At 71.7% G+C, this 26403-nt stretch carries 27 protein-coding genes; 19 read left to right on the top strand and 8 right to left on the bottom strand.

What is annotated here, in order from left to right:
- Window positions 1–195 precede the first annotated feature (195 nt).
- From BBH68_RS44335 to BBH68_RS24225, 12 genes are all read left to right on the top strand, one after another.
- Window positions 196–279 (top strand): putative leader peptide, encoded by an 84-nt coding sequence (locus BBH68_RS44335; protein ID WP_309471194.1) that lies wholly within the window; start codon window positions 196–198, stop codon window positions 277–279.
- Between the two features lie 244 nt (window positions 280–523).
- Window positions 524–2221, top strand: a complete 1698-nt coding sequence (locus BBH68_RS24275; protein WP_065965609.1) for a nitrite/sulfite reductase — start codon at window positions 524–526, stop codon at window positions 2219–2221.
- Window positions 2222–2255: 34 nt separating this feature from the next.
- Window positions 2256–2438 carry a hypothetical protein gene (locus tag BBH68_RS24270; RefSeq protein WP_065965608.1) on the top strand — a complete coding sequence of 61 codons (183 nt, stop codon included), beginning with the start codon at window positions 2256–2258 and terminating at the stop codon, window positions 2436–2438.
- Window positions 2435–3136 carry a phosphoadenylyl-sulfate reductase gene (locus tag BBH68_RS24265; RefSeq protein ID WP_065965607.1) on the top strand — a complete coding sequence of 234 codons (702 nt, stop codon included), beginning with the start codon at window positions 2435–2437 and terminating at the stop codon, window positions 3134–3136. Before BBH68_RS24270 ends, BBH68_RS24265 begins: the two co-directional genes overlap by 4 nt.
- Entirely contained in the window at window positions 3136–3702 is a 567-nt protein-coding gene (gene cysC, locus BBH68_RS24260) for an adenylyl-sulfate kinase (RefSeq protein WP_076970666.1), read from the top strand. Before BBH68_RS24265 ends, cysC begins: the two co-directional genes overlap by 1 nt.
- A gap of 89 nt (window positions 3703–3791) precedes the next feature.
- The gene (cysD, locus tag BBH68_RS24255; RefSeq protein WP_245738279.1) at window positions 3792–4769 is read left to right on the top strand and encodes a sulfate adenylyltransferase subunit CysD; all 978 of its coding nucleotides are present in this window, start codon (window positions 3792–3794) and stop codon (window positions 4767–4769) included.
- A gap of 1 nt (window position 4770) precedes the next feature.
- Window positions 4771–6111 (top strand): sulfate adenylyltransferase subunit 1, encoded by a 1341-nt coding sequence (locus BBH68_RS24250; protein ID WP_065965606.1) that lies wholly within the window; start codon window positions 4771–4773, stop codon window positions 6109–6111.
- 254 nt (window positions 6112–6365) lie between these two features.
- On the top strand, window positions 6366–7508 hold the full coding sequence (locus tag BBH68_RS24245) for an aliphatic sulfonate ABC transporter substrate-binding protein (protein WP_065965605.1): 1143 nt from the start codon (window positions 6366–6368) through the stop codon (window positions 7506–7508).
- An 80-nt stretch (window positions 7509–7588) separates the two neighbouring features.
- Entirely contained in the window at window positions 7589–8413 is an 825-nt protein-coding gene (locus tag BBH68_RS24240) for an ABC transporter ATP-binding protein (RefSeq protein ID WP_065965604.1), read from the top strand.
- Entirely contained in the window at window positions 8400–9389 is a 990-nt protein-coding gene (locus tag BBH68_RS24235; protein ID WP_245738277.1) for an ABC transporter permease, read from the top strand. The genes BBH68_RS24240 and BBH68_RS24235 overlap by 14 nt, the downstream gene beginning before the upstream one ends.
- 88 nt (window positions 9390–9477) lie before the next feature.
- On the top strand, window positions 9478–10254 hold the full coding sequence (locus BBH68_RS24230) for a sirohydrochlorin chelatase (protein ID WP_065965603.1): 777 nt from the start codon (window positions 9478–9480) through the stop codon (window positions 10252–10254).
- Between the two features lie 222 nt (window positions 10255–10476).
- On the top strand, window positions 10477–12150 hold the full coding sequence (locus BBH68_RS24225; protein ID WP_079151169.1) for a phosphodiester glycosidase family protein: 1674 nt from the start codon (window positions 10477–10479) through the stop codon (window positions 12148–12150).
- Between the two features lie 81 nt (window positions 12151–12231).
- On the opposite strand, the gene BBH68_RS40850 is transcribed toward BBH68_RS24225, so the two are convergent.
- Window positions 12232–12957 (bottom strand): hypothetical protein, encoded by a 726-nt coding sequence (locus BBH68_RS40850; RefSeq protein ID WP_065965602.1) that lies wholly within the window; start codon window positions 12955–12957, stop codon window positions 12232–12234.
- Window positions 12958–13021: 64 nt separating this feature from the next.
- Here BBH68_RS40850 and BBH68_RS24215 point away from each other — a divergent pair, with 64 nt between their 5' ends.
- Both BBH68_RS24215 and BBH68_RS24210 read left to right on the top strand, forming a co-directional pair.
- A complete protein-coding gene (locus BBH68_RS24215) occupies window positions 13022–13525 on the top strand; it encodes a hypothetical protein (protein ID WP_065965601.1) in 504 nt (167 codons plus the stop codon).
- 111 nt (window positions 13526–13636) lie between these two features.
- Window positions 13637–14227 (top strand): Uma2 family endonuclease, encoded by a 591-nt coding sequence (locus tag BBH68_RS24210; RefSeq protein WP_065965600.1) that lies wholly within the window; start codon window positions 13637–13639, stop codon window positions 14225–14227.
- On the opposite strand, the gene BBH68_RS24205 is transcribed toward BBH68_RS24210, so the two are convergent.
- From BBH68_RS24205 to BBH68_RS24195, 3 genes are all read right to left on the bottom strand, one after another.
- Window positions 14196–15017, bottom strand: a complete 822-nt coding sequence (locus BBH68_RS24205) for an HNH endonuclease family protein (protein ID WP_141713052.1) — start codon at window positions 15015–15017, stop codon at window positions 14196–14198. The genes BBH68_RS24210 and BBH68_RS24205 overlap by 32 nt on opposite strands.
- Window positions 15014–16369: an AAA family ATPase gene (locus tag BBH68_RS24200; protein ID WP_065965612.1), complete on the bottom strand. Its 1356-nt coding sequence runs from the start codon at window positions 16367–16369 to the stop codon at window positions 15014–15016. Before BBH68_RS24200 ends, BBH68_RS24205 begins: the two co-directional genes overlap by 4 nt.
- 85 nt (window positions 16370–16454) lie before the next feature.
- A complete protein-coding gene (locus BBH68_RS24195; protein WP_245738275.1) occupies window positions 16455–16838 on the bottom strand; it encodes a hypothetical protein in 384 nt (127 codons plus the stop codon).
- 227 nt (window positions 16839–17065) lie between these two features.
- Between BBH68_RS24195 and BBH68_RS24190 the strand changes: the two genes are divergently transcribed.
- A complete protein-coding gene (locus BBH68_RS24190; protein ID WP_065965598.1) occupies window positions 17066–17914 on the top strand; it encodes a helix-turn-helix domain-containing protein in 849 nt (282 codons plus the stop codon).
- 11 nt (window positions 17915–17925) lie between these two features.
- Window positions 17926–18126 (top strand): DUF397 domain-containing protein, encoded by a 201-nt coding sequence (locus BBH68_RS24185; RefSeq protein ID WP_065965597.1) that lies wholly within the window; start codon window positions 17926–17928, stop codon window positions 18124–18126.
- Here the strand turns inward: BBH68_RS24185 and BBH68_RS24180 are convergent.
- Together BBH68_RS24180 and BBH68_RS24175 are read right to left on the bottom strand one after the other, a co-directional pair.
- Window positions 18119–18751, bottom strand: coding sequence for a mycothiol-dependent nitroreductase Rv2466c family protein (locus BBH68_RS24180; protein ID WP_065965596.1), 633 nt, complete (start codon window positions 18749–18751; stop codon window positions 18119–18121). The two genes, BBH68_RS24185 and BBH68_RS24180, sit on opposite strands and share 8 nt — an antisense overlap.
- A 175-nt stretch (window positions 18752–18926) precedes the next feature.
- On the bottom strand, window positions 18927–20147 hold the full coding sequence (locus BBH68_RS24175) for a S8 family peptidase (RefSeq protein WP_065965595.1): 1221 nt from the start codon (window positions 20145–20147) through the stop codon (window positions 18927–18929).
- Between the two features lie 434 nt (window positions 20148–20581).
- Between BBH68_RS24175 and BBH68_RS24170 the strand changes: the two genes are divergently transcribed.
- The 3 genes from BBH68_RS24170 (at window position 20582) to erm (ending at window position 24150) form a co-directional block, all read left to right on the top strand.
- A complete protein-coding gene (locus BBH68_RS24170; protein ID WP_065965610.1) occupies window positions 20582–22798 on the top strand; it encodes an MMPL family transporter in 2217 nt (738 codons plus the stop codon).
- A gap of 156 nt (window positions 22799–22954) precedes the next feature.
- Complete coding sequence (locus tag BBH68_RS42105; RefSeq protein WP_170066591.1) at window positions 22955–23110, top strand: hypothetical protein; 156 nt, start codon at window positions 22955–22957, stop codon at window positions 23108–23110.
- Between the two features lie 269 nt (window positions 23111–23379).
- Window positions 23380–24150 carry an ErmE/ErmH/ErmO/ErmR family 23S rRNA (adenine(2058)-N(6))-methyltransferase gene (gene erm / locus BBH68_RS24165; RefSeq protein WP_076970669.1) on the top strand — a complete coding sequence of 257 codons (771 nt, stop codon included), beginning with the start codon at window positions 23380–23382 and terminating at the stop codon, window positions 24148–24150.
- A 7-nt stretch (window positions 24151–24157) separates the two neighbouring features.
- Here erm and BBH68_RS24160 read toward each other — a convergent pair whose 3' ends face one another.
- Complete coding sequence (locus tag BBH68_RS24160) at window positions 24158–25240, bottom strand: CDP-alcohol phosphatidyltransferase family protein (protein WP_065965593.1); 1083 nt, start codon at window positions 25238–25240, stop codon at window positions 24158–24160.
- A 135-nt stretch (window positions 25241–25375) separates the two neighbouring features.
- Window positions 25376–26209, bottom strand: coding sequence for a putative RNA methyltransferase (locus BBH68_RS24155; RefSeq protein WP_065965592.1), 834 nt, complete (start codon window positions 26207–26209; stop codon window positions 25376–25378).
- Window positions 26210–26403: the final 194 nt, after the last annotated feature.

Below are 26403 nucleotides of genomic sequence, written 5' to 3'. Positions count from 1 at the left end.
CGACCCCGAGCCCGGGGCCGAGCCCGAGCCCGGGGCCGACACCGCGCCCGAGCCCGGGACCGAGTGAGCCGACCGCCCGGGCCGCAAGGCCCGGGCGGCGTGACCAAGGCCACACCATTCCACCATGTGGGACATTCTTGTCCATATTTTGGATGATGGTGGACTGCCCCAAGACCCCCATGCCACGCTTCCCTCATGTCTCGAGCTGGAATTGCCTTGGTGAGTCGGCGACACGTCGATCTCGGCCGCATGTCCAGCGCGATCTGTCCGGCGGGCTGATGCTGTCCCGGTAGCCGGGCCCCGCCCCGCACAGCACCGCCAACACCCCCGGCACCCCCGCCATCACCGCATTCCGCGCCGCCCCCGACGTCGTGGGCGAGCGCGCATGCCTCGAGCTCCCCGCCCCCGTACCCCGCCCGCCGCCGCAGCGCCGTGCCCACCTGTGCGTCATCGCAGGTCATCGAGGGTGCGCAGCACGAGCACGCCTGCCGCGCCAGAGCCGCTCAGAAGGACACACACCGCCATGGCCGCCACCCCGGACCGCCCCAGTGCAGCCACGCCCCGCCGCAAGGCCGGACGCCACCGCGGCGAGGGCCAGTGGGCCGCGGGTCACTTCACCCCCCTCAACGCCAACGAGCAGGTCAAGAAGGACGACGACGGTCTCAATGTGCGGACACGCATTGAGACGATCTACGCCCACCGCGGCTTCGACTCCATCGACGGCGCCGACCTGCGCGGACGCATGCGCTGGTGGGGCCTGTACACCCAGCGCAAGCCCGGCATCGACGGCGGCAAGACCGCCGTCCTGGAGCCGGAGGAGCTGGACGACGAGTACTTCATGATGCGGGTCCGCGTCGACGGCGGCCGGCTGACCACCGAGCAGCTGCGCGTCATCGGCGAGGTCTCCCAGGAGTTCGCCCGTGGGACGGCCGACATCACGGACCGGCAGAACATCCAGTACCACTGGATCCGGATCGAGGACGTGCCGGAGATCTGGCGGCGGCTGGAGGCCGTCGGCCTGTCCACCACGGAGGCCTGCGGCGACACCCCGCGCGTCATCATCGGCTCCCCCGTCGCCGGGATCGCCGAGGACGAGATCATCGACGGCAGCCGCGCCATCGAGGAGATCCAGCGCCGTTACATCGGCAGCAAGGAGTTCTCCAACCTGCCGCGCAAGTTCAAGACGGCCATCTCGGGCTCGCCGCTGCTCGACGTCGTGCACGAGATCAACGACGTGTCGTTCGTCGGGGTGCGCCACCCCGAGCACGGCCCCGGCTTCGACCTGTGGGTGGGCGGCGGTCTTTCCACCAACCCGAAGATCGGCGTCCGGCTCGGCGCCTGGGTGCCGCTGGACGAGGTGCCCGAGGTGTGGGCGGGGGTCGTCGGCATCTTCCGCGACTACGGCTACCGGCGGCTGCGCAACCGCGCCCGGCTGAAGTACCTGGTCACCGACTGGGGCCCGGAGAAGTTCCGCCAGGTGCTGGAGACCGAGTATCTCAAGCGCGAGCTGGCCGACGGGCCCGCGCCCGAGCAGCCCGTACAGCAGTGGCGCGACCACATCGGTGTGCACCGCCAGCAGGACGGCCGCTACTACGTCGGCTTCGCGCCGCGCGTCGGCCGCGTGGACGGGGCCACCCTCACCAAGATCGCCGAGCTGGCCGAGGCCCACGGGTCGGGGCGGGTCCGCACGACCGTCGAGCAGAAGATGATCGTGCTCGATGTCGACCGGGACCAGGTCGAGTCGCTCGTCTCCGGCCTGGAGGCGCTGGACCTGCGGGTCAAGCCCTCGCCGTTCCGGCGCGGCACGATGGCCTGCACCGGCATCGAGTTCTGCAAGCTGGCGATCGTCGAGACGAAGGAGCGCGGCTCCGCGCTGATCGACGAGCTGGAGCGCCGGCTGCCCGAATTCGACCAGCCCATCAGCATCAACCTCAACGGCTGCCCGAACGCCTGCGCGCGCATCCAGGTCGCCGACATCGGTCTCAAGGGCCAGCTCGTCACCGACCGCGACGGCAACCAGGTCGAGGGCTTCCAGGTCCACCTGGGCGGCACGCTGGGCCTTGAGCCCGCCTTCGGCCGCAAGGTGCGCGGCCTGAAGGTCACCTCGGCCGAACTCCCCGACTACGTCGAGCGTGTGCTGCGCCGCTTCCAGGAAGAGCGGGAAGACGGCGAGCGGTTCGCCGCGTGGGCGGCGCGGGCGAGTGAGGAGGCGCTGTCGTGAGGGTGGCGCGCCACGGTAGGCAGGAGGCGCTGTCATGAGCGAGCGTGCGGCGCCCTTTTACTGCCCGTACTGCGGGGACGAGGACCTGCGCCCCTCCGAGGAGGGCCACGGCGCGTGGGAATGCGCCTCTTGCAACCGCGCGTTCCGGCTGTCGTTTCTCGGGCTGCTGGCCAAGGGCCTGCGGCACGACCAGGGCGAAGGAGGCACGGCGAGATGACCGACCTGAAGGAGCCCAAGGACCTCGAGGAGCTGGCCGAGCGGGCCGGCCGCGAGCTGGAGGACGCCCCCGCGCTCGAGATCCTGCGCTGGGCGGCCGACACCTTCGGACCGCGTTTCTGCGTGACCTCCTCGATGGAGGACGCCGTGGTGGCCCACCTGGCCTCCCGCGCGCGGCCCGGCGTGGACGTCGTCTTCCTGGACACCGGCTACCACTTCCCGGAGACCATCGGCACCCGCGACGCGGTGGCGGCCGTGATGGACGTCAACGTCATCACGCTCACCCCCCGCCAGAGCGTCGCGGAGCAGGACGCCGAATACGGGCCCGAGCTGCACGACCGCGACCCCGACCTGTGCTGCGCCCTGCGCAAGGTCAGGCCGCTGGAGGAGGGCCTGCGCGGGTACGACGCCTGGGCCACCGGCCTGCGCCGGGACGAGTCCCCGACCCGCGCGAACACCCCGGTCGTCGGCTGGGACGCCAGGCGGCGGAAGGTCAAGGTGTCCCCGATCGCCCGCTGGACGCAGGCGGACGTGGACGCGTACATCGACGAACACGGCGTGCTCACCAACCCGTTGCTGATGGACGGCTACCCGTCGGTGGGGTGCGCGCCCTGCACCCGGCGGGTATTGGAGGGCGAGGACGCACGGGCCGGCCGCTGGGCGGGCCGCGCCAAGACGGAGTGCGGGCTGCACGGCTGATGGCTGACCAGGAGAACCAGATGAGCGTGACACGGCAGGGCGCCACGGTATGGCTGACCGGGCTGCCGAGCGCGGGGAAGACGACGATCGCCTACGCGCTGGCGGAGCGGCTGCGTGGCGAGGGACACCGGGTGGAGGTGCTGGACGGCGACGAGATCCGCGAGTTCCTCTCCGCCGGCCTCGGCTTCTCCCGCGAGGACCGGCACACCAACGTCCAGCGGATCGGCTTCGTGGCCGAGTTGCTGGCCTCCAACGGCGTCAAGGTCCTGGTGCCGGTCATCGCCCCGTACGCGGACAGCCGCGAGGCGGTACGCAAGCGCCACCAGACCGAGGGCACGGCGTATCTGGAGATCCACGTGGCCACGCCGGTGGAGGTGTGCGCCGAGCGGGACGTCAAGGGGCTGTACGCCAAGCAGGCGGCGGGCGAGATCTCCGGGCTGACCGGGGTCGACGACCCGTACGAGGCCCCGGAGGACCCGGACCTGCGCATCGAGACGCACCGGCAGGGCGTCCAGGAATCCGCCGCGGCACTGCGGGCGCTGCTGAGTGAGAGGGGACTCGCGTGAGCGACGCGCGCGCGGCCGCCGGGCCGCGGACGACCACGGAAGCCGCACCTCTGCGCCGCGCGGGCGGAGAAGCGGACAGAACCGGCACCATGACGACCGTGACCGAGGTCGGCGGGACGGGTCCCGGCTCGGACGGCAGTGGCAACGACGGCGGCGGGGGCGTCGGCGAGCCCTACGCGCTGACGCACCTGGACGCGCTGGAGTCCGAGGCGGTGCACATCTTCCGCGAGGTGGCGGGCGAGTTCGAGCGGCCGGTGATCCTTTTCTCCGGCGGCAAGGACTCCATCGTGATGCTGCACCTGGCGCTGAAGGCGTTCACGCCGGCGCCGGTGCCCTTCTCGCTGCTCCACGTCGACACCGGGCACAACTTCCCCGAGGTCCTGGAGTACCGGGACCGCGCGGTGGCGGCGCACGGGCTGCGGTTGCACGTGGCCTCCGTCCAGGACTACATCGACCGCGGCGTCCTCAAGGAGCGCCCCGACGGCACCCGCAACCCGCTGCAGACGCTGCCGCTGACGGAGAAGATCCAGTCGGAGCGGTTCGACGCCGTCTTCGGCGGCGGCCGCCGCGACGAGGAGAAGGCCCGTGCCAAGGAGCGGGTGTTCTCGCTGCGGGACGAGTTCTCGCAGTGGGACCCGCGCCGCCAGCGCCCCGAGCTGTGGAACCTGTACAACGGCCGCCACGCCCCGGGCGAGCACGTGCGCGTCTTCCCGCTGTCCAACTGGACCGAGCTGGACGTCTGGCAGTACATCGCCCGGGAGGGCATCGAGCTGCCGGAGATCTACTTCGCCCACGAGCGCGAGGTGTTCCGGCGGGGTGGCATGTGGCTGACCGCCGGCGAGTGGGGCGGGCCCAAGGACGGGGAGACCGTCGAGAAGCGGCAGGTCCGCTACCGCACCGTCGGCGACATGTCCTGCACGGGTGCCGTGGACTCCGACGCGACCACGCTGGACGCCGTCATCGCCGAGATCGCCGCCTCCCGGCTCACCGAGCGCGGCGCCACCCGCGCCGACGACAAGCTGTCCGAGGCCGCCATGGAGGACCGCAAGCGCGAGGGGTACTTCTAGCATGACCACCACCACGGAACTCTCCGCCACCACCCTCCTGCGGTTCGCCACCGCCGGCTCGGTCGACGACGGCAAGTCCACCCTCGTCGGCCGCCTCCTGCACGACTCCAAGTCGGTCCTCGCCGACCAGCTGGAGGCCGTGGAGCGCGCCTCGGCGAGCCGGGGGCAGCAGGGCCCGGACCTGGCGCTGCTCACCGACGGGCTGCGCGCCGAGCGCGAGCAGGGCATCACGATCGACGTGGCGTACCGCTACTTCGCCACGCCGCGACGCCGGTTCATCCTCGCCGACACGCCCGGCCATGTGCAGTACACCCGCAACATGGTCACCGGCGCGTCCACCGCCGAGCTGACGGTCATCCTGGTCGACGCGCGCAACGGCGTGGTGGAGCAGACCCGCCGCCACGCCGCGATCGCGGCCCTGCTGCGCGTGCCGCATGTGGTGCTGGCCGTCAACAAGATGGACCTCGTCGACTATCAGGAGAGCGTCTTCGCGGCCATCGCCGAGGAGTTCACGGCCTACGCCACCGAGCTCGGCGTGCCCGAGGTGACCGCGATCCCGATCTCGGCGCTGGCCGGGGACAACGTGGTGGAGCCGTCCGCCACCATGGACTGGTACGGCGGCCCGACCGTCCTGGAGCACCTGGAGACCGTCCCGGTCAGCCACGACCTGGCGCACTGCCACGCGCGGCTGCCCGTGCAGTACGTGATCCGTCCGCGGACCGCGGAGCACCCGGACTACCGGGGGTACGCGGGCCAGATCGCGGCCGGTTCGTTCCGCGTCGGCGAGCGGGTCACGGTCCTGCCGTCCGGCCGTACGAGCACGATCTCCGGCATCGACCTGCTGGGCGAGCCGGTCGAGGTGGCCTGGACGACGCAGTCGGTGACCGTCCTGCTGGAGGACGACATCGACGTCTCGCGCGGCGATCTGATCGTGCCCACCAAGGACGCGCCCGGGACCACGCAGGACATCGAGGCGACGGTCTGCCACGTCGCGGACCAGCCGCTGACGGTCGGCCACCGCGTGCTGCTCAAGCACGGCACCCGCACGGTGAAGGCCCTCGTCAAGGACATCCCGTCCCGGCTGACCCTCGACGACCTGTCGCTGCACCCGCACCCGGAGCAGCTCGTCGCCAACGACATCGGCCGGGTGAAGATCCGTACCGCCGAGCCGCTGCCGATGGACTCCTACGCCGACTCGCGCCGCACCGGCTCGTTCATCCTGATCGACCCGGCCGACGGCACCACGCTGACGGCGGGCATGGCGGGTGACTCGTTCGCGACCCCCGTCCCCGCCAAGGGCGGCCCGGGCGACCCTGCCGACGACGAGGGATGGGACTTCTGAGCATGTCCGGTGATGTCTTCTCCACGTTCGCCAAGGAGGGCGGCCGCGTCGGCAGCGGCGCGCTGGGCAGCGGCCAGGGCGGGGTCGGGCGATGTGCGTGCTGACCCACGCCCTGCCCCGCGCCCTGGCCCACGCGCCGACCCGCGCGCTGATCGGCCCTGTCGCCGCGCCCCCGCCGTATCGCGTACGAAGACCTTCCGCACTGCCGGGCGTCCCCTGACGTCGTCCCCGGCCCTCCGAGAGGAACACCTCCCGTGACCGTCGACCGCACCACCCGCCCCCGCCCGCCCCGCCGCTGGCGCACCCGCCTGCTGGCGGCGGCCGCCGCCCTTCCACTGCTGATCGGCGCGCTGGGCGCGTGCGGCTACGGCTCGGAGAAGGACGACACGGGAAGCAGGGCCGTCCCCGCCGCCGGTGGCAAGAAGGTCGGCGGTCTGGACAAGGTGAGGATCGGCTACTTCGCCAATCTGACGCACGCCACCGCGCTGGTGGGCCTGCGCGACGGCGGAGAGATCCAGAAGGAGCTGGGCGGCACCAGGATCCAGCCGTTCGTCTTCAACGCGGGCCCGTCCGAGATCGAGGCGCTCAACGCGGGCTCCATCGACATCGGCTGGATCGGCCCGTCCCCGTCCATCAACGGCTATGTGAAGTCGCACGGCAAGAACCTCAAGATCATCGCGGGCTCCGCGTCCGGCGGGGTCAAGCTCGTCGTCAACCCGAAGAAGATCAAGACGCTCGACGACGTCAAGGGCAAGAAGATCGCCACCCCGCAGCTCGGCAACACCCAGGACGTGGCGTTCCTCAACTGGATCGCCGAGAAGGGCTGGAAGGTCGACGCCCAGAGCGGCCGGGGCGATGTCTCCGTGGTCCGTACGGACAACAAGATCACCCCCGACGCCTACAAGTCCGGCGCGATCGACGGCGCCTGGGTGCCCGAGCCGACCGCCTCCAAGCTGGTCGCCGAGGGCGCCAAGGTGCTGCTGGACGAGTCCACCCTGTGGCCGGAGAAGAAGTTCGTCATCACCAACGTGATCGTCCGGCAGGACTTCCTCAAGGAGCACCCGGACGTGGTGGAGGCGGTGCTGCGCGGCTCGGTGAAGACCAACGCGTACATCAAGGCCGACCCCGGCCGGGCGAAGGCCGACGCCAACGCGGCGCTCAAGGCCGAGACCGGCAAGGGGCTCCCGGCCGAGGTGCTCGACCCGGCGTGGAAGGGCATAGAGGTCACCGACGACCCGCTGGCCGCCACCCTGAGCACCGAGGCGGCCCACGCGGTCAAGGCCGGGCTGCTGGAGAAGCCCGACCTGAAGGGCATCTACGACCTGACCCTGCTCAACAAGGTCCTGAAGGCGGAGGGCAGGCCGACGGTCTCCGCCGCGGGGCTCGGCAAGCAGTAGCCGCCGCTCCCGTACGCAAGCACCTCGTACGCATCCCGTACGCACCCTCGCACGTACGCACCCCATCAGGAGGTGACCGGATGTCCCCGGCACTGACCACCGACAAGGCCGACCGGGCGGAAGCGGCCGCGGCAGGCGCGGCAGGCCCGTCGGATTCCTCCGGAGCTGTCCGGATCAACCATGTCCACAAGGCGTTCGGCCGGCCCGGCGCCGCGCAGCCCGTGCTCGACGACATCAGCCTCGATGTGCGGCCCGGTGAGTTCGTGTGCATCCTGGGCGCCTCCGGCTGCGGCAAGTCGACCCTGCTCAACCTGATCGCCGACCTGGACAGGCCGACCGCCGGGACCATCGAGGTCCCCGGCGGCCGGCCGGCCCTGATGTTCCAGGAGCACGCGCTCTTCCCGTGGCTGACGGCGGGCAAGAACATCGAACTGGCGCTGCGGCTGCGCGGGGTGCCGCGCGCCGACCGCAGGCCCGAGGCGGAGCGGCTGCTGGAGCTGGTGCGGCTGGGCGGCGCGTACGGCAAGCGGGTGCACGAGCTGTCCGGCGGCATGCGGCAGCGCGTCGCGCTCGCCCGCGCGCTGGCGCAGGACTCCAGCGTGCTGCTGATGGACGAGCCGTTCGCCGCGCTCGACGCCATCACCCGCGATGTGCTGCACGGCGAACTGACCCGCATCTGGAGCGAGACGGGCGTCTCGGTCCTGTTCGTCACGCACAACGTGCGGGAGGCGGTGCGGCTGGCCGAGCGCGTGGTGCTGCTGTCCTCGCGGCCCGGGCGGGTCGTGCGGGAGTGGGCGGTCGACATTCCGCAGCCGCGCCGGATCGAGGACGCGGCCGTCGCGGACCTGTCCATCGAGATCACCGAAGAACTGCGTGGGGAGATCCGCCGCCATGGCCGGCACTGAGACCACCGGCGAGTCGCCGAAGACCACGACCGCCGTGACGAAGCCGGACGGGACGACGGAAGAGCCGGAGAAGCCGGGCAAGCCGGGAAACCCTGGGCAGCCCGGGAAGCAGGCCGGCCAGGACCTGGCGGGCCTGGAGGCCGGTCTGGACGCGCTCGACGCGGTGCAGATCCGGCGCACCTCGCCGGCCGAGGTGCTGGTCCAGAAGGTGCTGCCGCCCGTCGTGGCCGTCGCCCTGATCCTCGTCCTGTGGAAGGTGCTGGTCTGGGCGAAGGTCACCGACGACTACAAGCTCCCCGATCCGAAACTGGTCTGGGACGCGCTGGAGCAACTGTGGCTCCGGGGCGAGCTGTTCGACATCGTCTGGACCAGCGTCTCGCGCGGCCTGTTCGGCTTCCTCATCGCGCTGGCGATCGCCACCCCGCTGGGGCTGATCGTCGCCCGGGTGAAGATCGTCCGCGCCGGGATCGGGCCGATCCTGTCCGGCCTCCAGTCGCTGCCCTCGGTCGCCTGGGTGGCGCCCGCGGTGATCTGGCTGGGCCTCAACGAGAAGATGATGTACGCCGTCATCCTGCTCGGCGCGGTCCCCTCGATCGCCAACGGCCTGGTCGCCGGCATCGACCAGGTGCCCCCGCTCTTCCTGCGCGCCGGGCGGACGCTGGGCGCCCGGGGCCTGGTCAGCGCCCGGCACATCCTGCTGCCCGCCGCGCTGCCCGGCTATGTGGCGGGCCTCAAGCAGGGCTGGGCGTTCTCCTGGCGTTCGCTGATGGCTGCGGAGATCATCGCGAAGTCCCCGGAGCTGGGGGTCGGGCTCGGCCAGTACCTGGAGAACCAGCGCAACAACTCCGACATGCCGGGGGTGCTGCTCGGCATCATCATGATCCTGTTCGTCGGGATCGCGATCGAGCTGCTGGTCTTCGCCCCGATCGAACGGCGGGTGCTGCGCAGCCGCGGCCTGCTGGCGAGCGCGCGGTGACCCCGCCCTGCCCGCACCACCCCGTGCCCGTACCCGCATACGCAACCGCCCCCGCCCTCGACTCCGTAAGGCTCCGGTAACGCGTCCCGTGACCTCCTCCGCCCCCGCCCCCGTCCTGCTGGTCATCGCCCACGGCAGCCGCGACCCACGCCACGCGGCGACCGTCGCCGCGTTGTGCGCGCGGGTGCGGTCGCTGCGGGCGGGGACGCGCGTGGAGGCGGCGTTCCTGGACTTCAACGCGCCGAGGGTGGGCCAGGTCCTGGACCGGCTGACCGCGGAGGGCAGCCACGAGGTGATCGCCCTCCCGCTCCTCCTCACCCGCGCCTTCCACGCGAAGGCCGACATCCCGGCGGTGCTGCGCGAGGCGACGGCCCGCCACCCGGGCCTGCGGGTCCGGCAGGCCGAGGTCCTCGGCCCCGCGCCACTGCTGACCCGCGCCCTGGAGCGGCGCCTGTACGAAGCCGGGCTGCGGCCCGGCGACCGACGCTCGACCGGGGTCGTCCTGGCCTCGGCGGGCTCCACCGACCCGGAGGCGATCGCGGTGATCGCAGAAATCGCGCGGGAGTGGCGGCACACCGGTTGGTGCGCCGTGCGACCCGCGTTCGCCTCCGCGGCATTTCCCGGGGGGTTCCCCCGCACCGAGGACGCGGTGCGCGCGCTGCGCGCGGAGGGGGCCCGCCGCGTGGCCGTCGCCCCGTACGTCATCGCCCCCGGCCGCCTCCCGGACCGCATCGCCCACGGCGCGCGCGAGGCGGGCGCGGACGTGCTGGCGGAGGTCCTGGGCCCGGCTCCCGAGCTGGCCCGCCTGCTGCTGCGCCGCTACGACGAGGCGCGGGCCCGGGAGCTGACGGCGCTCACGGCCTGACGGGCGGCTCACGGCCTGATGAGCGCCTGCGCGGCGCCGCCGGGCGGGCGCCGCGCCCAAGGCGCGGGACGGCCGCCGCCGGGAGATAATCCAGCTACTCCCGGCCCGGCCGGGCTCCCTCCGTCCCCACTGTTCACCGCCCCTTCCGCGTACCGTCCCCCGCCGTCGCCGACCCGGTCCCCGTACCCCGCTGGACTTTCCCTCCACCCACAGGGGGATGTCATGCGCAACGAACGCGACACTCGTACACCCGGAGCCGCCGGAGTCCGCCCCGGCCCCCGCAGGCGGGTCACGGTCGCCGTGGCCGCCGCCATCGCGCTGACGGCCATCCACCCCTGGGCGGTGCCCGCACCGGCGCAGGCGTCCGCTCCCCCGGCCGCCCGGTCCATCACCCGTCCGGCCCCTGTCGCCGTCTCCGACGAGATCCGCTGGACGACGCGCACGGTGGCCCCGGGAGTCGAGTTGCGCACCGGCGTCATCGAGCACCCGGACGCCGAGCCGGCCTGGACGGTCACCGTCCAGGCGCCCGCCGTCGACCGGCTGACCGGCGCCGCGACCTTCGCCCCGCTCGGCGCCCGCGCCTGGGCCGACGAGACCGCGCGGCGGCTGCGCGAGGCGGGTCTGACGCCGAGGGTGGAGGAGGTCGGCTGGCCGGAGTACGCGGACACGCCACGCGGCACCATGGGGTGGCGGGTGCGCGTGGGCTCGTACGCCACCTCGGCGAAGGCGCAGCGCACGACGCCGAAGGTGACCGCGGCCGGCCTCCAGCCGTCCGTGGAGTGGACCGGCTACGACATCCAGCGGCCCGCCGACCAGGAGAGCGTGCGGGTGGCGGTCATCGACCCGGCCACCTTCACCGGCGCCGTCGAAGCCACCCACCACGGCGATGTCGCGGACCGTGAGAAGACGTCCTCGGTCGCCACCTCGCTGAACTCCCTGGTCGGCGTCAACGGCGGCTTCTTCGTCACCTCCGACGCCGACGGTGTCCAGGGCACCATGGCCGGCATCGGCGCGTACGACGGCGAGCTGCAGTCGATGGCCGCCGGCCCGAGGGCGGCGCTGATCCTCGAGGACGGCGGCCGGCGCGCCCGTATCGCGGATCTGACCACCACGGCCACCGCGCGCGCCGGTTCCGCCGGCTACGCGGTGGAGGGCATCAACCGGGTGCCGGGCCGGGTACGCAACTGCGGCCGCCCCGGAGCCACCCCGACCGACCTGCCCCGCCAGGACCTCACCTGCTCCAAGGCCGACGACCTGGTCAAGTTCACCCCGTCGTTCCGTGCCGCCCTGCCCACCGGGCCCGGTGTCCAGGTGGTCCTCGACGCCGGCCACCGCGTGGTCTCCACCGGCGCGCGCGGCGGCAAGGTCCCGGCCGGCGGGTCGGTGCTCCAGGGCATCGGCTCCGCGGCCGACTGGCTGACGGCCCACGGCCGCGCCGGCGAGCGGATCGCCGTGCGGGAGGTGGTCCGCGACACCGCGGGCCGCCAGGTCGAACTCGGCCCGGGCGACAGCGTCGTCAGCGCCGCGCCGACCCTGGTGGCGGGCGGGCGGATCGCCGTCGACGCCGCCACCGAGGGCATGCTCGACCCCCAGGACCTCTCCTTCGGCTACGCCTGGTCCAACGGGCGGCAGCCCCGCACCATGGCCGGCATCGACAAGGAGGGCCGCCTGCTGCTGGTCACCGTGGACGGCCGGCAGCCCGGCACCAGCGAGGGGTTCACCCTGGTGGAAGGCGCGGAGTTCATGCGCTCCCTGGGCGCGGAAGAGGCGCTCAACCTGGACGGCGGCGGCTCCAGCACCATGGCCGTCGAGGGCAGGGTCGTCAACGTCCCCTCGGACGCGGCGGGCGAGCGGCCGGTGGGCGACACGGTCCAGGTGCTTCCGGCGCGCCACTGACCTTTGCGGTGAGAACGGGACAGCGACACGCCGTCACATCGGCGTGTCGCTGTCCCGTTCTCACCGGAAATTCCGGTGCGCCTACACGAGCAGGTCCAGCCCCTCGTGCCCGATGCCGGGCGCGTTGAGGGCCAGCCAGCCATGGCCGCGTATCCGGGTCGCGGGGCCGACCTCGGTGGGGTCGACGGACAGCCGCCCGCACGCGTAGGCCGCGCGGGCCGTCCCCTCGTTCGGCTCGGCCTCGTCGTACTCCGGGTCGAAGTCCTCGTCGTCGACGCGCAGGTCCTCCCACGGCAGCGGCTCGCCGACCCACTCGGGGTCGCTCTCCGCCGCGTAACGCCGCCGGATCCGCCCCTTCCCCGCCACCACCCAGACGTCCGCCCCGGCCGCCTGATCCTCGAAGAACATCTGTGCCTCGCCGCAGTGCTCGCTCAGCCGCTCCACGGCGCCCATCCACTCGTCCCAGTCCTGGCCGACCACGTCGACGAGGTTGCCGAAGACCAGCCGCCAGCCGTCCAGTTCGGGAGTGATGAACACCGGCAGCGCGCCCCGGCGCCACGGCATGTCCTCCACGTCGGCGCCCTCCTCCAGCGTGACCGGAAACCGGTCGTGCAGCCCCAGCGCCGCGAACACCCCCTCGTACGCCGCGCCGGGCACCGCGTACCACCACCCCCGCGGATCCGGCCGAACGGGCTTCTCACCACTGGCCTTGATCCGCGCGCGCCGCTCCAGCAGTGCCTTGTCGCGGGCGTCGAGACGGTCGATCAGCCCGGTGGCGAGAAGCTCGCGAAGCCTGTCTTTCGTCATGCTCGGAAACCCTAGTGCGACGGTGTGACACCACGACTTCCGGCCACCCCAGTAGGGTGGCGGCGTGAAGAGTGCGCTGCGACGGTGGTGGCCGACGGCGGCGGCCGTGGCGGTCGCGCTGGCCGGCGCTCTGCTGCTGGCGATCCAGGTCAAGCACATCTGGGACGGCCGCGGCGAGTTGGCCGCGCTGCGCTCCCACGGCCTGCACGCCCGGGCCCAGGCGACCCTGTCCACCACCTGCTCCACGGGCCGGGGCACCACCTGCGAGACCTCCTCGGTGTGGCTCGACTTCACCGACGCCGACGGCCACCCCGTCTCCGTACCGGAGGCGCCGATCGACGGCGCGCTGTACGTCCCCCGCGGCCACCGCGACGCCGAGGACCACGTGGCGACCACCGTCGTCTACAACCGCGCCGACCCGTACGACGCCCAACCCGCCGGCGCCCTGGCCCAGGGCCCCCTCGACCTGGCGTCCCACCACTGGCTCGCCCTGACCCTCGCGCTGGCCCTCCTCGGCGGCGGCGTCACCGCCACCATCGCCGCGTGGCCGCCTCACTCCATTGAGTGACGAGTGCGCCCTTTCGGCGCGCGGTCGGCGCTCGGACTGGAACTCTCTGCGAGTGTCCGCGGTCTGTGCCCTGCCGGGGACAAGGAACACGGGGAGGCGGTGAGGGCAGTCATGAGTGTCACGGCCGAGACTCGGTTTGAGGATCACGAAGGCCCCTGGACGGTCGCGGACGTCCTCGCGCTGCCGGAGCACCCGGCACGCGCCCGGTACGAGCTGGTGGACGGAGTCCTCATGGTCTCGCCCGCGCCCAGTTGGGACCACCAGATCGTGTCCTGTGAGCTGCTTCGCCGGATCAACTCCGCCCTGGTCCGGTCGGCCGCGGCATTCCTGGCCGCCGGCGCCGTGATGGTGGCGGAAAAGTCCAGGCTGTTCCTCCCCGACATCGCCGTCGTCGACCGCGCCGCCGTCCAGCGCGGCACGCTGGCCGTGCCGCTCGAAGCGGTCCTGCCGCTCGTGGAAATCGTGTCGCCGTTCAGCCGGTCCACCGACCGCATCCTCAAGCCGGCGCTCTACGCCCAGGCGAAGGTGCCTGCCTACTGGCGGGTCGAACTCGAACCCGATGTGCGGGTGGTGGTGCACGAGCTGGCGGTCGACACCTATCGCGAGGTGGCCACGGTCACGGGCAAGGAAGCCGTCGAGGTCGCGGGAGAGTTCACCGTCGACCTGGACGTCACGGCGCTGCTCGGCGATCTGGCGGACTGAAGGGCTCGGCCGTCCTCCACGAGCGGCAGTTCGGCTCGTGGCGCTCCTGCTTGGGAATGAAGAAAGGCTTGGCCGTGAGCGGTGTGTACAGGGTGCGCAGGGCTGCGAGAGCGGCATCGTTTCCGAGGACCACGCCGGCTTTGGGCCGGTCGGCGATCCGGCGGAGTTCCTGGAGCACATCTGCGAAAGGCTGCCGCCCGAGTCGCCGTATCCGCTGCTCCACTTCGGCCTTGTCGTCGTTCGCCAGGTACTCGGCGCACTTCGCCAGCGTGTCGAGACACTGCCCCACCGCGTCCAGCCTGCCATGGCGCAGGGATCCGCGATTGAGTTGAAAGACGTCGATGGAAGCACACCCTCGCTCGGTCAGGCAGTGATACTCACCGCTGGTGAGCGAAAGCCGGAAGTGGTCGGCAGGTTCGTCCGCCGTGGGATCGACGAGGAGGGGGTTCCCCGCCTTGTCGTGCGGGAACGCGCCGCCCTTGGCGTGGGTGTTGCAGAAGGCGCAGGCGAGCAGGTGGTTGTACCAGTCGAAGACCCGCCGCGGCGCGTGGTTCAGAGGCTCGTGGTGGTCGATCGCGGTCCCGAAGCTTTCCGAGCAGTACATGCAGCGCTCAATGCCGCTGGCCATGGCGCGTAGCGCATCGGCGACCCTCCTGCGTGTGCCGCTGGCGTCCTTCCATGCCTTCCGGGCTACGGATTCGGTGAGGCCGACTTCGGGTAAGCGCTCGTGTGCCTCGGCAAGGAGAACGGCGGTCTTGGGGTCGAGCGGCGGCCGTTGCAGTGGAATCACTCGTCACGCCCCAGATGGGTGGCCACTTCGGTCACTCGGGCCGACAAGGAGCTGTTCAACTGCGCGCTCAGTCTGCGATATTCGGCCAGCTCCTCCTCGCTCGCCTGCTCGTCCAGGACACGGAACTCCATGGCCGCCAGCCGTCGTCGCAGTGCGTCCGCCCGCTCGGAATACGGGGAGTCCACCCCGAAGAGGTCCGAGAGGATCGCGTCGTCCCCACTGCCGTACACGACTCGCCGGTACAGCTCCTCGTCGACCACTTGCGGTGGCCGCTTCTCGGTCGGGCCTGCCAGCCGGATGAGGCCGCCGGGGTCCGCGGCCTGACAGATGTACGGGCTGTGCGTGGTGACGATGAACTGGATCTCCGGGAAGTGCCGCTTCATCCACTGGCCGATCCGCTTCTGCCAACTGACGTGGAGATGGGCGTCGACTTCATCGATGAGCACGACACCCGGCATAGGGATGACGGGGTGCCCGTCGCGCTCCTCGACGCGAAGGTCGCCATAGGCGCCCTGAAGGTGTCGCACGATGTCGACGACGAGCGCCGTGACCGAGCGGTAGCCATCGCTCATGCTGCGCAGGGCAAGGACGCCGCGCGGGGTGTTCACCCAGAGGCCGTCGGAATCGACTCCGGTCACCTCGTGGTCGTCGGGCAGCAGTCCATCGGCGAGCAGGAGTTTCACAGCCTCTACGAGTTCCCGCGCGCCGGTACGCCCTTCGAGGCTGCGCAGATGCTGATCGATCAGCCAGGTGACGCCTTCTGCCAGACAGGCGCTTTCATCGAAGAGCGTCGCCAACCGCTCGGCACGTTCAGCGCTCACATACCGAGCGGACGCCCCGCCGTCGAGACGACGGTAGGGCCCGTAGCCGAGGCACAGCCACCCCTGCGGTGTTTCCTGCCAGGGTCCCGACTCGGCTCTGCGTTGCAGTTCGAAGGCCTTCGCCGTCGTGGGGCGACGCAGGCGGACATGGCTCTCCCCACGGTTGGTCAACCGCTCCCAGACCAGGCGGACGCTCCCCGCCTCCGGGAACCAGTCATCGGTGAGGCTGTCGGTGCTGACCCATCGCGCATCCACGTGATCCGGGCCGACCACGCGCGCCTCGACCACCGCCTTCCGCGCTCCTCGAGTCACCCAATCCCCCGCCTCCTTGAACAGCGCGTGGGTGACAGCCGGGCCCTGCACCGCCAACGCGAGCGCCTGGAGCACCGTCGTCTTGCCGGAGCCGTTACGCCCGGCCAGTACGGTCCAGCCCGCGTGGCTGCCGTCCTCGCGCCGAGGGAACCGCAACCGCGCGGCCCGCTCGCCGTGGAACCCCCGGACGCCGGACAGCTCCAGCTCGGTGACGTACATGATGTGCCTCCTACCGACGGGGTCCGGCGACTCCTCGCACACTATCGACCCGGGGAGCGGGGCGGCGGGCCCCGCTCCCCTGCCCTCAGGCGGCCTCGGCGCGCTCGAAGTCGGCGGCTTCGGCCTGGCCGAGCCACACCAGTCTGGCCGACACCTGGTCCTCGCCGCCGCGGCGCCCTGTGAACCACCGGAGCGCTCGCTCGGGCGTGTTGAGGACGAACTGCCGGTTGCCGTCGATGGCGGTGACGCGTACGGAGCCGTCCTCGAAGGCCATCCCCCAGGCCGCGACCCACCCGTCCTTCACGCCCTGGTCGACCTCGCGTTCCTGGACAACGGCGAAGATCCGGGGCGCGACGGCGACGACGAGGTCGCACACCTCCTTGTCGAAGGCTTCCGGGGATGTGTCCGCCCACGGGGGCGTGGGGTGGGAGTTCGGGCTCGGCGGGTTGCTGGGGTTCGGTGTCGCCATGTGTGCCTCCGAGAGGTGTCCGCGCCCCCACTTCGGGCATGCCGGTGCCAGGGCGGCGGGCATGTGGGGGCAGTACGCTTCCGGCTCGCGCCGGTCATCGTTGCGTGATGAGCGCGTCACTGACGGTAGAGCATAAGGTTATGTCGAAGCAACCTTATGCTGGCAAGTTGGACCCATCCGGTCCCTGCCCGGCAGACTGGCGAACCGCCTGGAGGGGAAGAGGGAGCATGCCGAGGAATCAGCCCACAGCACGGCAACGTCGACTGGGCTCCGAGCTACGGAAGATGCGGGAAGCGGCGGGCCTCACGGCACGCTTCGCTGCCGAGCTGATCGGAACGACCCCGATCCAGATGAGCCAGGTCGAGGCAGGCAAGGCGGGCGTCAGCGAGGCACGACTACGGCGTATGGCTTCTCACTACGCCTGTTTCGACGAAGCGTTGATCAGCGCGTTGGTGAATATGGCCGGGGAGCGCGGCAAGGGATGGTGGGAGGAGTATCGCGGCTCCCTCGCCCATGGCGCCTTGGACCTGGCGGAGTTGGAATACCACGCCACCTACATGCGCACACTGCAGGCCGCCTACATTCCAGGCCTGCTCCAGACCGAGGACTACACCCGGGCTCTGCTGGCCTATGCGGTCCCCGTGCGCCCGCAAGCAGACCTCGACGCACTGGTGTCCTTCCGACAACGGCGACGTGAGGTGCTGGGCCAAGAACCGGCGCGCGCGTTCGATGCCGTCATTCACGAGAGCGCTCTGCGGACACGCGTCGCCGACCGGAAAATCGCGCGCGAGCAGCTCTCGTTCGCCCTGGAACAATCGGAGCGCCCGAACGTCACCGTCCGCGTGATCCCCTTTGATGTCGACGGATTCGGTGGAGCCGGAAACTCCATGCTCTACGTTGGCGGACCCGTACCCAAGCTCGATACCGTGCAGATCGATGCCGTGCACGGCTCATTCTGGATGGACGCCGAGTCGCAGCTTGCGAAGTATCAAACGCTGCTTGACAAGGCGGTGGGCTCCGCTTTGCCCGTGGAGGAATCCCGGGACTTCATTCACCGGCTCGCGCAAGAACTATGAAAGGCTCAACCATGCCCAGCTCAACCCGTTGGCGCAAGTCATCGTTCTCCGGCGGCGGAGATGACAATCACTGCGTCGAACTGGCCGTCGCAGACGGCAAAGTGCGGCTGCGGGAGAGCGACACCCCCGCAACCACGCTCACCACCACGCCCGGCCGGCTCGCCACCTTCATACGCACCGTCAAAGCCGGCGCGCTCGACGACCTCAGCTGAAGTCCAGGCCCCCCGTGCGCGTGCGCTTGAGTTCGAAGAAGTTCGGGTAGCCCGCGAGCAGCCGGGCGCCGTCGAAGATGCGCAGGGCGTCCTCGCCGCGCGGGATGGAGGAGAGGACCGGGCCGAAGAAGGCGACGCCGTCGACGTGGAGGGTGGGGGTGCCGACGTCCTCGCCGACGGGGTCCATGCCCTCGTGGTGGCTCTTGCGGAGGGCCTCGTCGTAGTCGGTGCTGGTCGCGGCGGAGGCGAGGTCGGCGGGGAGGCCCAGTTCGGCAAGGGATTCGCGGATCACGCCTTCGGTGTCCTCGTTGCCCTGATTGTGGATGCGGGTGCCGAGCGCGGTGTACAGGTCGCGCAGGATCTCCTCGCCGTGGTGCTGCGCTGCGGCGACGCAGACGCGGACGGGGCCCCAGCCGGCCGCCAGCAGGTCGCGGTAGCGCTCGGGGAGGTCTTCGCGGCCTTCGTTGAGGACGGACAGGCTCATGACCCGGAAGCGGAGGTCGAGGTCGCGCTGCCGCTCGACCTCGAGGATCCAGCGGGAGGTGATCCAGGCGAAGGGGCAGATGGGGTCGAAGTAGAGGTCGACCTTGGTGGGGGTGGTGGCGGCGTTCGGCGTTGCGTTCATGCGTGGGACCTTAGCCGCTGGGCGGACCAGGGCCGTGGGCCATTCCCGGGGTCCGGTGGTGGGCCATTTCCGGTCGGGGGTTTCAGGGGGGTGTGGGGGTGTTCGGGGACGCTCGGGGTGTGGGGCCGCCGCGCTCCATGGGGGACGAGCGCGGCGGCCACGGGGTCGTGCGGTGCTATTCCACTATCTTCAGGAGCTTGTTGGGGGTGCCCGCGCCCGGGTTGGAGATCTTGTCCGCCGTCGCGCCCTCGGTCAGGGCCTTGGCCACGTCCGCCGGGGTGGCGTCCTGGTGGCCGCCGAGGTAGACGGCGGCGGCGCCGACGACGTGCGGGGTGGCCATCGAGGTGCCGGAGATGGTGTTGGTGGCGTCGTCGCCGGTGTTCCAGTCGGAGGTGATGTCCGAGCCGGGGGCGTAGATGTCCACGATGTCGCCGTAGTTGGAGAAGTCGGACTGCTCGTCGGCGTCGGTACTGGAGGCGACGGTGATGGCGTCCTTGACGCGGGCAGGGGAGCCCTGGCTCGCGTCGGCGGACTCGTTGCCGGCCGCGACGCCGAAGGTGACACCGGAGTCGATGGCCTTCTGGACCGCCGCGTCGAGTGCCTCGTCGACCGTGCCGCCGAGGCTCATGTTGGCGACGGAGGGGCCCTGGTGGTTCTCGGTGACCCAGTCGATGCCCGCGACGACCTGTTCGGTGGTGCCCGAGCCCTGGTCGTCGAGGACACGGACGGCGACGATCTTGGCCTTCTTGGCGACGCCGTGCTCGGTGCCGGCGATGGTGCCCGCCACATGGGTGCCGTGGCCGTTGCCGTCGTCGGCGTCGTCGTCGTTGTCGATGGCGTCGAAGCCCGAGGTGGCGCGGCCGCCGAAGTCCTTGTGGCTGATCCGTACGCCGGTGTCGATGACGTACGCGGTGACGCCCTCGCCCGCGCTGTCGGGGTAGGTGTACTTCTTGTCGCCCGCGGTGTCGGCCTGGTCGATCCGGTCGAGACCCCAGGACGGCGGGTTGTCCTGGGTGGCGTCGATGGAGAAGCGGTGGTTCTGGACGACCTTGGCGACGGCCGGGTCGGCGGCCAGCCGCCCCGCCTCGGTGCGGGTCAGGCCGCTCGCGGAGAAGCCGTTGATCGCCGAGTCGTAGCTGCGGCGCAGCGTGCCGCCGTACCGCTGGGCGAGGTCCTTGCCGGTGCTCTGGGCCTTGACGCTCTCGCCGCCCTTGAGCAGGACGATGTAGCTGCCCTTGACGGCGTCGGCGGACTGGGTGCCGTAGACCTTGCCCTGGGCGGGCGAGGCGGGCGAGGCGCCGGCCGGGACGGCCATGAAGGCTCCGGTGGCGACGGCGGCTGCGACGGCCGTGGCCAAGGTGAGTCGACGCGCGTTGAGTTGCTTGTGAACTGCCATGACGAGGGTTCCTCCTCGTGTGGTCGTGGGGGGAAAGTTCGCATTGCAACAGCGCCGGGGCGTCGGTTGTGGGGACCTCGCTCCGGCCTGACTGGAAACCCTGGCCGATTGACGCGGTCAATTCAAGATCCTCGGCCACGTGTGACATAGGCAACTTTCGTGTTTCCGGCGGCGGTTGGGGTGTCCGGGGCGGCCGACGCGGGCTCTTCACGTGTAAGGGGCCCCCTTCCGGGGGGGTAGGGCTGTCCCCCCTTCTCGAGGTGGAGGAGGCCACCTCGCGGTTCACCGGACAGCAGGATGGGAGGCATCCCCCGCGCCCCATAGCGTCGATGCGAGGTCGGCGGCAGGGGTCCGCCACCAGGGGAACCGGGGAGAAGGGGGGCGTCGTGGCGGACACAGGCCGCTCGGCCAGGCCGCACGGGATCGCGGCCCGCATGGGGAGTTGGAGCGCGCGGCATCGGTGGACCGCGGTCGGGGGCTGGGTGCTGCTCGTCATCCTGGCCCTCGCCGTCGGGTCGATGGCGGGCCGGGTGCACGTATCCGACAGCGAGGAGTTTCCGGGCGAGTCCGGGCGCGTCTCGAAGCTTCTGGACGAGGTCGGCATTGACGACCCTGCCGGTGAAACGGTGCTGATCCAGGCCAAGGGCGACGGTGTCACCACGGCCGATCCGGCGTTCCACGCCGCCGTCGACGCGGTGGTCGAGGCGGTGCGCGGCACGGGCCAGGTCACCGGCGTCACCTCGCCGTACGAGACGAAAACGATCTCCGCCGACCGGCGGTCCGCGCTGGTCCAGTTCGACATGCGCGGCGACGCGGAGAAGGCCGCGGACCACGTCCAGCCGGTGCTGGACGCGGTGGAGCAGGTCCAGGGCGCCCACCAGGACCTGCGGATCGAGCAGTTCGGCGACGCGAGTGGCCAGAAGGCGTTCGACGACGCGTTCGGTGACGACTTCCGGCAGGCCGAGTACTCGGCGCTGCCCGTGGCCCTCGGCATCCTGCTGATCGCCTTCGGCGCCCTGGTGGCCGCCCTGCTGCCGGTCGTGCTCGCGATGAGCGCGTTCCTGGCCACCTCGGGGCTGGTGGCGGTGGTCAGCCACGCCGTCCACACGAGCGACACGGCCAACTCCGTGATGCTGCTGGTGGGTCTCGCGGTAGGGGTCGACTACTGCCTGTTCTACCTGCGGCGCGAGCGCGAGGAGCGGGCGGCGGGCCGGGACGCGCAGACGGCGCTGCGGATAGCCGCCGCCACCTCCGGCCGGGCCGTGCTGGTGTCGGGGTTCACCGTCATCGTGGCGATGACGGGCATGCTCTTCACCGGCCTCGCCGACTTCAAGGCCATGGGCCTGGCCACCCTGCTGGTGGTGGCCGTGGCGATGATCGGCTCGGTGACGGTGCTCCCGGCGCTGCTGTCGCTGCTCGGCGAGCGGGTCGACAAGGGCCGGATACCGTTCCTGCGGCGCGCCAGGCGCCAGGGCAGCGGTGAGAGCCGCTTCTGGCGCGCCGTGCTGGGCCGCGTGCTGCGCCGGCCGAAGCTCTCGGTGGCGCTGGCGAGCGGGATGCTGATCGCGATCGCCGCCCCCGCCGTGGGCATGAACACCGCGAACCTCACCCTGGACCAGGAGTTCGGCGACTCGCTGCCGATCGTGGCCGCGTACGAGCACATGGACGAGGCGTTCCCCGGCGGGCCCGACCCGGCCCAGGTGGTCGTCAAGGCCGATGACATCAACGCCGCTCCGGTGCGCGCCGCGATCACCCGCTTCCGCGAGCGGGCCGTCGCCGAGGGCGCCTCCAAGGGGCCGGTGACGGTGGCCTTCCACGACCGGGAGAACCTCGCGGTCATCCAGGTCCCGCTGGTCGGCGGCTCCGACGAGGCGAGGAGCGAGAAGAGCCTGGACATCCTGCGCGACACCGTGCGCCCGGACACCCTCAAAGCGGCGGACGGGATCGTGGACGCCCCGATCGGCGGCTCCACCGCCATCTCCAAGGACTTCAACGACAAGCTGGGCTCGGCCGTGACGCCGGTCTTCGCCTTCGTCGTCGTCTTCGCCTTCCTGCTGATGCTGATGTCCTTCAGGTCGCTGACGGTGGCCGTCACCTCCATCGTGCTCAACCTGCTGTCGGTGGGTGCCGCGTACGGCATCCTCACCGCCGTCTTCCAGCACGGCTGGGGCGCCGGCCTGGTGGGCGCGGAGGGGGTGGGCGCGATCGTGTCGTGGCTGCCGCTGTTCCTCTTCGTGATCCTGTTCGGGCTGAGCATGGACTACCACGTGTTCGTGGTATCCCGGATCCGCGAGGCGCGGCTGGCCGGGCGGACCACCAAGGACGCGGTGGTCCACGGGGTGGTCACCACGGCGGGCGTGGTCACCAGCGCCGCCGTGATCATGGTCGCGGTGTTCGCCATCTTCGGCACGCTGTCGATGCAGAGCATGAAGCAGATGGGCGTGGGGCTGGCGGCCGCGGTGCTCATCGACGCCACCGTGATCCGCGGGGTGCTGCTGCCGGCGGTGATGTCGCTGCTCGGCGAGCGCAACTGGTACCTGCCGCGCTGGCTTCGGTGGCTGCCGGACCTCACCCACGACGAGCCGGTGGCGGCCGGGTCCGCGCCGGCCGGCGCCGGCGAGCCGGAGCGTAAATCGGTTGCGGTCCGGTAGGGCGCGTCCCTACGGTGAACCGGTCGCGTGGCGCTCGTGCCGCGCGGCCGGTTCGTGCTGTTTCATGCTGATTCGTTCTGCGACGGCACGGACGGCATGACGCACACACGCAACACGCACAGACGCAATACGCACACGCGCGGAGGGCACTCGCTGATGGGATCTCTGTACATCGGCGCGTTCACCCGCGACCCCCGTGGCCTCGCCCGGGTGGCGTGTGCGTACGCGTCTGTCCTGCTCACCCGCCGCCCGCGGCGCGGTCCCGGTGCCCTGGCCGGCCCGGACGCGCCCAGCGCCTTCCCGAGCCGTTGACCGCTCGCCACTGAGCGCTCGACCCCCTCGACCACCGCTCACCGCTGAGGCTTCGCAGGCCCAATCGGCCTGATCGCCCGGCGGTTCGCTTCCGTACGCCCTTTGGCCAGGGCCCCCGCCAGTCCAGGAATCACTCACTCCGGGACGGGCGGCAGGGCCCGTTCCGCGCTGCTGCCGCCCGCCCGGCTCCGAAAGGACCGCCGGCTGTGGCCCGCAAGCGAAATCCGTCCCGACTCCCGAGCCCTGGCGAGCGGCGAACCGAGCGCGATCTGGCGCGCCGTACGCTCTCGCAGAACTTCCTGGTCGACCCGGCCGCCGTCGCCCGCGTGGTGCGGGCGGCGAGCCCACGCCCCGACGATCTGCTGGTCGAGGTCGGCATGGGCAAGGGCGCGCTCACCGAGGCGCTCGCGCCGCGCTGCGGCGGGCTCGTCGGCTACGAGATCGACCACCATCTGATCCCCGGCCTGCGGCAGCGCCTGGCCGGCCACCCCCGGGTGCGCGTGGTGCACCAGGACTTCCTGACCGCCCGGCCCCCGCTGCGGCCCTTCGCGGTGGTCGGCAACGTGCCGTACGCCCGCACCTCCGAGATCGTCGACTGGTGTCTGCGGGCGCCCCGGCTGACCTCGGCCACCCTCCTGACCCAGCTGGAGTACGCCCGCAAGCGCACCGGGGACTTCGGCCGGTGGAGCCTGGTGACCGTGCGGAGCTGGCCGGACGTCGACTGGCGGCTGTGCGGGCGGGTGCCGCGCGCCGCGTTCCGCCCGGTGCCCCGGGTGGACGGCGGGATCCTGCGGCTGACGCGGCGCCCGCGGCCGCTGGTGACGGGCGCGGCCGAGCGGGCCGCGTACGGGCGGCTGGTCGAGCTGGGCTTCTCCGGCGTCGGCGGCACGCTGTACGCGTCGCTGCGCCGGGCGCACCCCGCCCGGCGGCTGGAGGCAGCGTTCCGCCGGGCGGGGCTTGGCCGCGACACGGTGGTGGCGTACGCGACCCCGCGGCAGTGGCTGGTGCTGTCCGAGGAGCTGAGCGGCACGCCGGGCTGAGCGCGGCTCAGGCAGCAGTCGTCTCGAAGGAATCCAGCGTGCGGGCGAAGTCCCGGGTGGACAGCAGCAGTTTGTAGATGATGGCCAGCTCGAAGACGAGCAGCAGGGCTCCCGACACCACGGTCGCCACGCCGATCGAGTCGAGGGCGGGCCCGATGATGAACACCCCCATCTGGAACTCGATGCCGCTGATGAGATGAGCGCGGATGCGGTGCCGCATGAGGAAGGAGCGGCACCGCGTCCACCACGGGAAGCGTCGCCGGAACTCCTGCTGGAGGTCGACGACGGCGGCCTTCCGCGGGGGCGCGGGGGCGGTCGCCACCGCTGCGGCGCCAGGGGCGGCCGCCATCGGCGCCGCGCCGGGGGCGGGAAGCCCGTGGGGCTGGTCCGCGGTGGGGAAGGGGGCCTCGGTCACCGTCGCCGCGAAGGGCGGCTCGAACTCGAGGTCCGTCGCCCCGCCCACCGCCGCGGCGCGGTCGTGCTCCATGTCCGCTTCGGGGTTGTCCCGGAGCAGGTCCTCCATGAAGGCCAGTTCCGCCTGGTTCTGAGCCTTGCGCGCGGCACGCATCCGGGTCTTGATCTGCTTCCGCATGGTGTGCCGGATCTTGAAGATCTCCAGCGAGTCGATATAGCGCAACGCGTCCAGGAAGGTGACGGCGAGCGCCAGCCAGATGTACAGCACGTCGCCGGTGCGCGCGTACTGGCCGCCCATCAGCGCGGCCGCGCAGACCACGACCCGGATCCGGTCGAAGACGAAGTCCAGCCAGGCGCCGAAGACCGAGCCGGTGCCGGTCAGCCGGGCCAGTTTGCCGTCCATGCAGTCGAAGATGAAGCTCACGTGGTAGAGCAGGGCGCCGAGCAGCAGCCAGCGCCAGTCCCCCTGCGTGAAGCACGCGGCGGACCCGAGACCCACGATGAACGCGCCCCAGGTGATCTGGTTCGGGGTGACGCGGGTGTGCATCGCGGTCCAGCGGACCAGCGGCGTGGCGACCGGGTCCACCAGCATGACGGTCCACCACGCGTCGCGCTTCTTCTCGGTGATGCGGCGCACTTCGGCGAGTGGCGGTATGTGTCGGTCGTCTCGGGGCATGTCCAACTTCCTGCGTTCGTCAAGCGTTCACCTGACGGTAAGAAGTGGGTAAGGGAAGGTTCAAGATCAGCCGGATGCAACCTTTCTCCCGGGGTAACGGTCTCCTGGAGGGAGAGGGTCGATGGCACGGCCCTGTCATGCCGGCCGGTAGACCGACAGCCGAAAGGACGTGGTCACCGTCAGGGGGCTGGGGAGGCGGGCGGCCCGGCGGCGCACCTCGTCCGGGTCGAGGTGGTGCGCGGAGGGTCCCATGGAGGCCGCGTTCTCCGCGTCCTCGGCGGTCAGCTCGACCGTGGCGTCGTAGGGCGTGGTGCGCTCCAGCCGGAAGTGGCCGTCCAGCGCGCGGCGCAGCCGGTCCTCCTTGGCCGCGTCGACGGACAGCAGGCCCATGGAGGGCCGGAGTTCGGCGAGGTGGCGGGGGGTGGGGGTGACCACCAGCAGCGCCCCGCCGGGCCGCAGTACGCGGCGGAACTCGCCGCCGTTGCGCGGCGCGAACACATTGAGCAGCACATCGATCGAGCCGGTCCGCACCGGCAGCGGGCGCCGCAGGTCCCAGCGCGCGGCGCCCGCGCGGGGGTGGGCCCGCCCGGCGCGGCGCAGCGCGTGCTTGGAGGTGTCCAGTGCGAGGCCGGACGCGCCGGGGGCGGCGTCCAGCACGGCGGACAGGTAGTAGCCGGTGCCGGCCCCGGCGTCCAGCACGGTGCCGCCGGGCGGGCACAGCGGCGCGGCGAGCGCCGCGAGGGCGTCCGCCAGCCCCGCGTAGTGCCCCGCCCCGAGGAACGCCGCCCGGGCCCTGACCATGGCCGCGGTGTCGGCGCTTGCGGTGGACACGCCGCCGGCCAGCAGGCCGGCGTAGCCCTGGCGGGCGATGTCGAAGGAGTGGCCGCGGGGGCAGCCGAGCGCCGCGGCGCGGGGCCGGAGGCCGTCGCCGCACAGCGGGCACAGGAGGGCGTCGAAGGGTTCGGCCACGCCGCGACACTAAGCGAGACGAGACGTCTCGTGCAAACAGGATCCCGCGCGGTGGCACCCCGGCGGCGCCCACGCAGCGGCGCCCCGCCGACGCCGCCGCGCGCCGGACCGCGCCGGGCCGCGCCGGGCGCGGCCCGCCGCCGTGGCGCCCGGCGCCCCACCGGCACCGCCCGGCCGCGACACCCCGCCGGCCC

This window comes from Streptomyces sparsogenes (assembly GCF_001704635.1).
Taxonomy (GTDB): domain Bacteria; phylum Actinomycetota; class Actinomycetes; order Streptomycetales; family Streptomycetaceae; genus Streptomyces; species Streptomyces sparsogenes.
This window is presented reverse-complemented; position numbering and strand designations above follow the sequence as displayed.

What these genes read in the sequence shown, in the direction of transcription:
- BBH68_RS24160 (WP_065965593.1), bottom strand. Translation starts at nt 25,240, where the DNA reads ATGCCCCGAGACGACCGACACATACCGCCACTCGCCGAAGTGCGCCGC.
- BBH68_RS24190 (WP_065965598.1), top strand. Translation starts at nt 17,066, where the DNA reads ATGCCGAGGAATCAGCCCACAGCACGGCAACGTCGACTGGGCTCCGAG.
- BBH68_RS24210 (WP_065965600.1), top strand. Translation starts at nt 13,637, where the DNA reads ATGAGTGTCACGGCCGAGACTCGGTTTGAGGATCACGAAGGCCCCTGG.
- BBH68_RS44335 (WP_309471194.1), top strand. Translation starts at nt 196, where the DNA reads ATGTCTCGAGCTGGAATTGCCTTGGTGAGTCGGCGACACGTCGATCTC.
- BBH68_RS24240 (WP_065965604.1), top strand. Translation starts at nt 7,589, where the DNA reads ATGTCCCCGGCACTGACCACCGACAAGGCCGACCGGGCGGAAGCGGCC.
- BBH68_RS24180 (WP_065965596.1), bottom strand. Translation starts at nt 18,751, where the DNA reads ATGAACGCAACGCCGAACGCCGCCACCACCCCCACCAAGGTCGACCTC.
- BBH68_RS24265 (WP_065965607.1), top strand. Translation starts at nt 2,435, where the DNA reads ATGACCGACCTGAAGGAGCCCAAGGACCTCGAGGAGCTGGCCGAGCGG.
- BBH68_RS24270 (WP_065965608.1), top strand. Translation starts at nt 2,256, where the DNA reads ATGAGCGAGCGTGCGGCGCCCTTTTACTGCCCGTACTGCGGGGACGAG.
- BBH68_RS42105 (WP_170066591.1), top strand. Translation starts at nt 22,955, where the DNA reads ATGGGATCTCTGTACATCGGCGCGTTCACCCGCGACCCCCGTGGCCTC.
- cysC (WP_076970666.1), top strand. Translation starts at nt 3,136, where the DNA reads ATGGCTGACCAGGAGAACCAGATGAGCGTGACACGGCAGGGCGCCACG.
- BBH68_RS24200 (WP_065965612.1), bottom strand. Translation starts at nt 16,369, where the DNA reads ATGTACGTCACCGAGCTGGAGCTGTCCGGCGTCCGGGGGTTCCACGGC.
- cysD (WP_245738279.1), top strand. Translation starts at nt 3,792, where the DNA reads ATGACGACCGTGACCGAGGTCGGCGGGACGGGTCCCGGCTCGGACGGC.
- BBH68_RS24250 (WP_065965606.1), top strand. Translation starts at nt 4,771, where the DNA reads ATGACCACCACCACGGAACTCTCCGCCACCACCCTCCTGCGGTTCGCC.
- BBH68_RS24275 (WP_065965609.1), top strand. Translation starts at nt 524, where the DNA reads ATGGCCGCCACCCCGGACCGCCCCAGTGCAGCCACGCCCCGCCGCAAG.
- BBH68_RS24195 (WP_245738275.1), bottom strand. Translation starts at nt 16,838, where the DNA reads ATGGCGACACCGAACCCCAGCAACCCGCCGAGCCCGAACTCCCACCCC.
- BBH68_RS24235 (WP_245738277.1), top strand. Translation starts at nt 8,400, where the DNA reads ATGGCCGGCACTGAGACCACCGGCGAGTCGCCGAAGACCACGACCGCC.
- BBH68_RS24185 (WP_065965597.1), top strand. Translation starts at nt 17,926, where the DNA reads ATGCCCAGCTCAACCCGTTGGCGCAAGTCATCGTTCTCCGGCGGCGGA.
- BBH68_RS24225 (WP_079151169.1), top strand. Translation starts at nt 10,477, where the DNA reads ATGCGCAACGAACGCGACACTCGTACACCCGGAGCCGCCGGAGTCCGC.
- BBH68_RS40850 (WP_065965602.1), bottom strand. Translation starts at nt 12,957, where the DNA reads ATGACGAAAGACAGGCTTCGCGAGCTTCTCGCCACCGGGCTGATCGAC.
- BBH68_RS24170 (WP_065965610.1), top strand. Translation starts at nt 20,582, where the DNA reads ATGGGGAGTTGGAGCGCGCGGCATCGGTGGACCGCGGTCGGGGGCTGG.
- BBH68_RS24175 (WP_065965595.1), bottom strand. Translation starts at nt 20,147, where the DNA reads ATGGCAGTTCACAAGCAACTCAACGCGCGTCGACTCACCTTGGCCACG.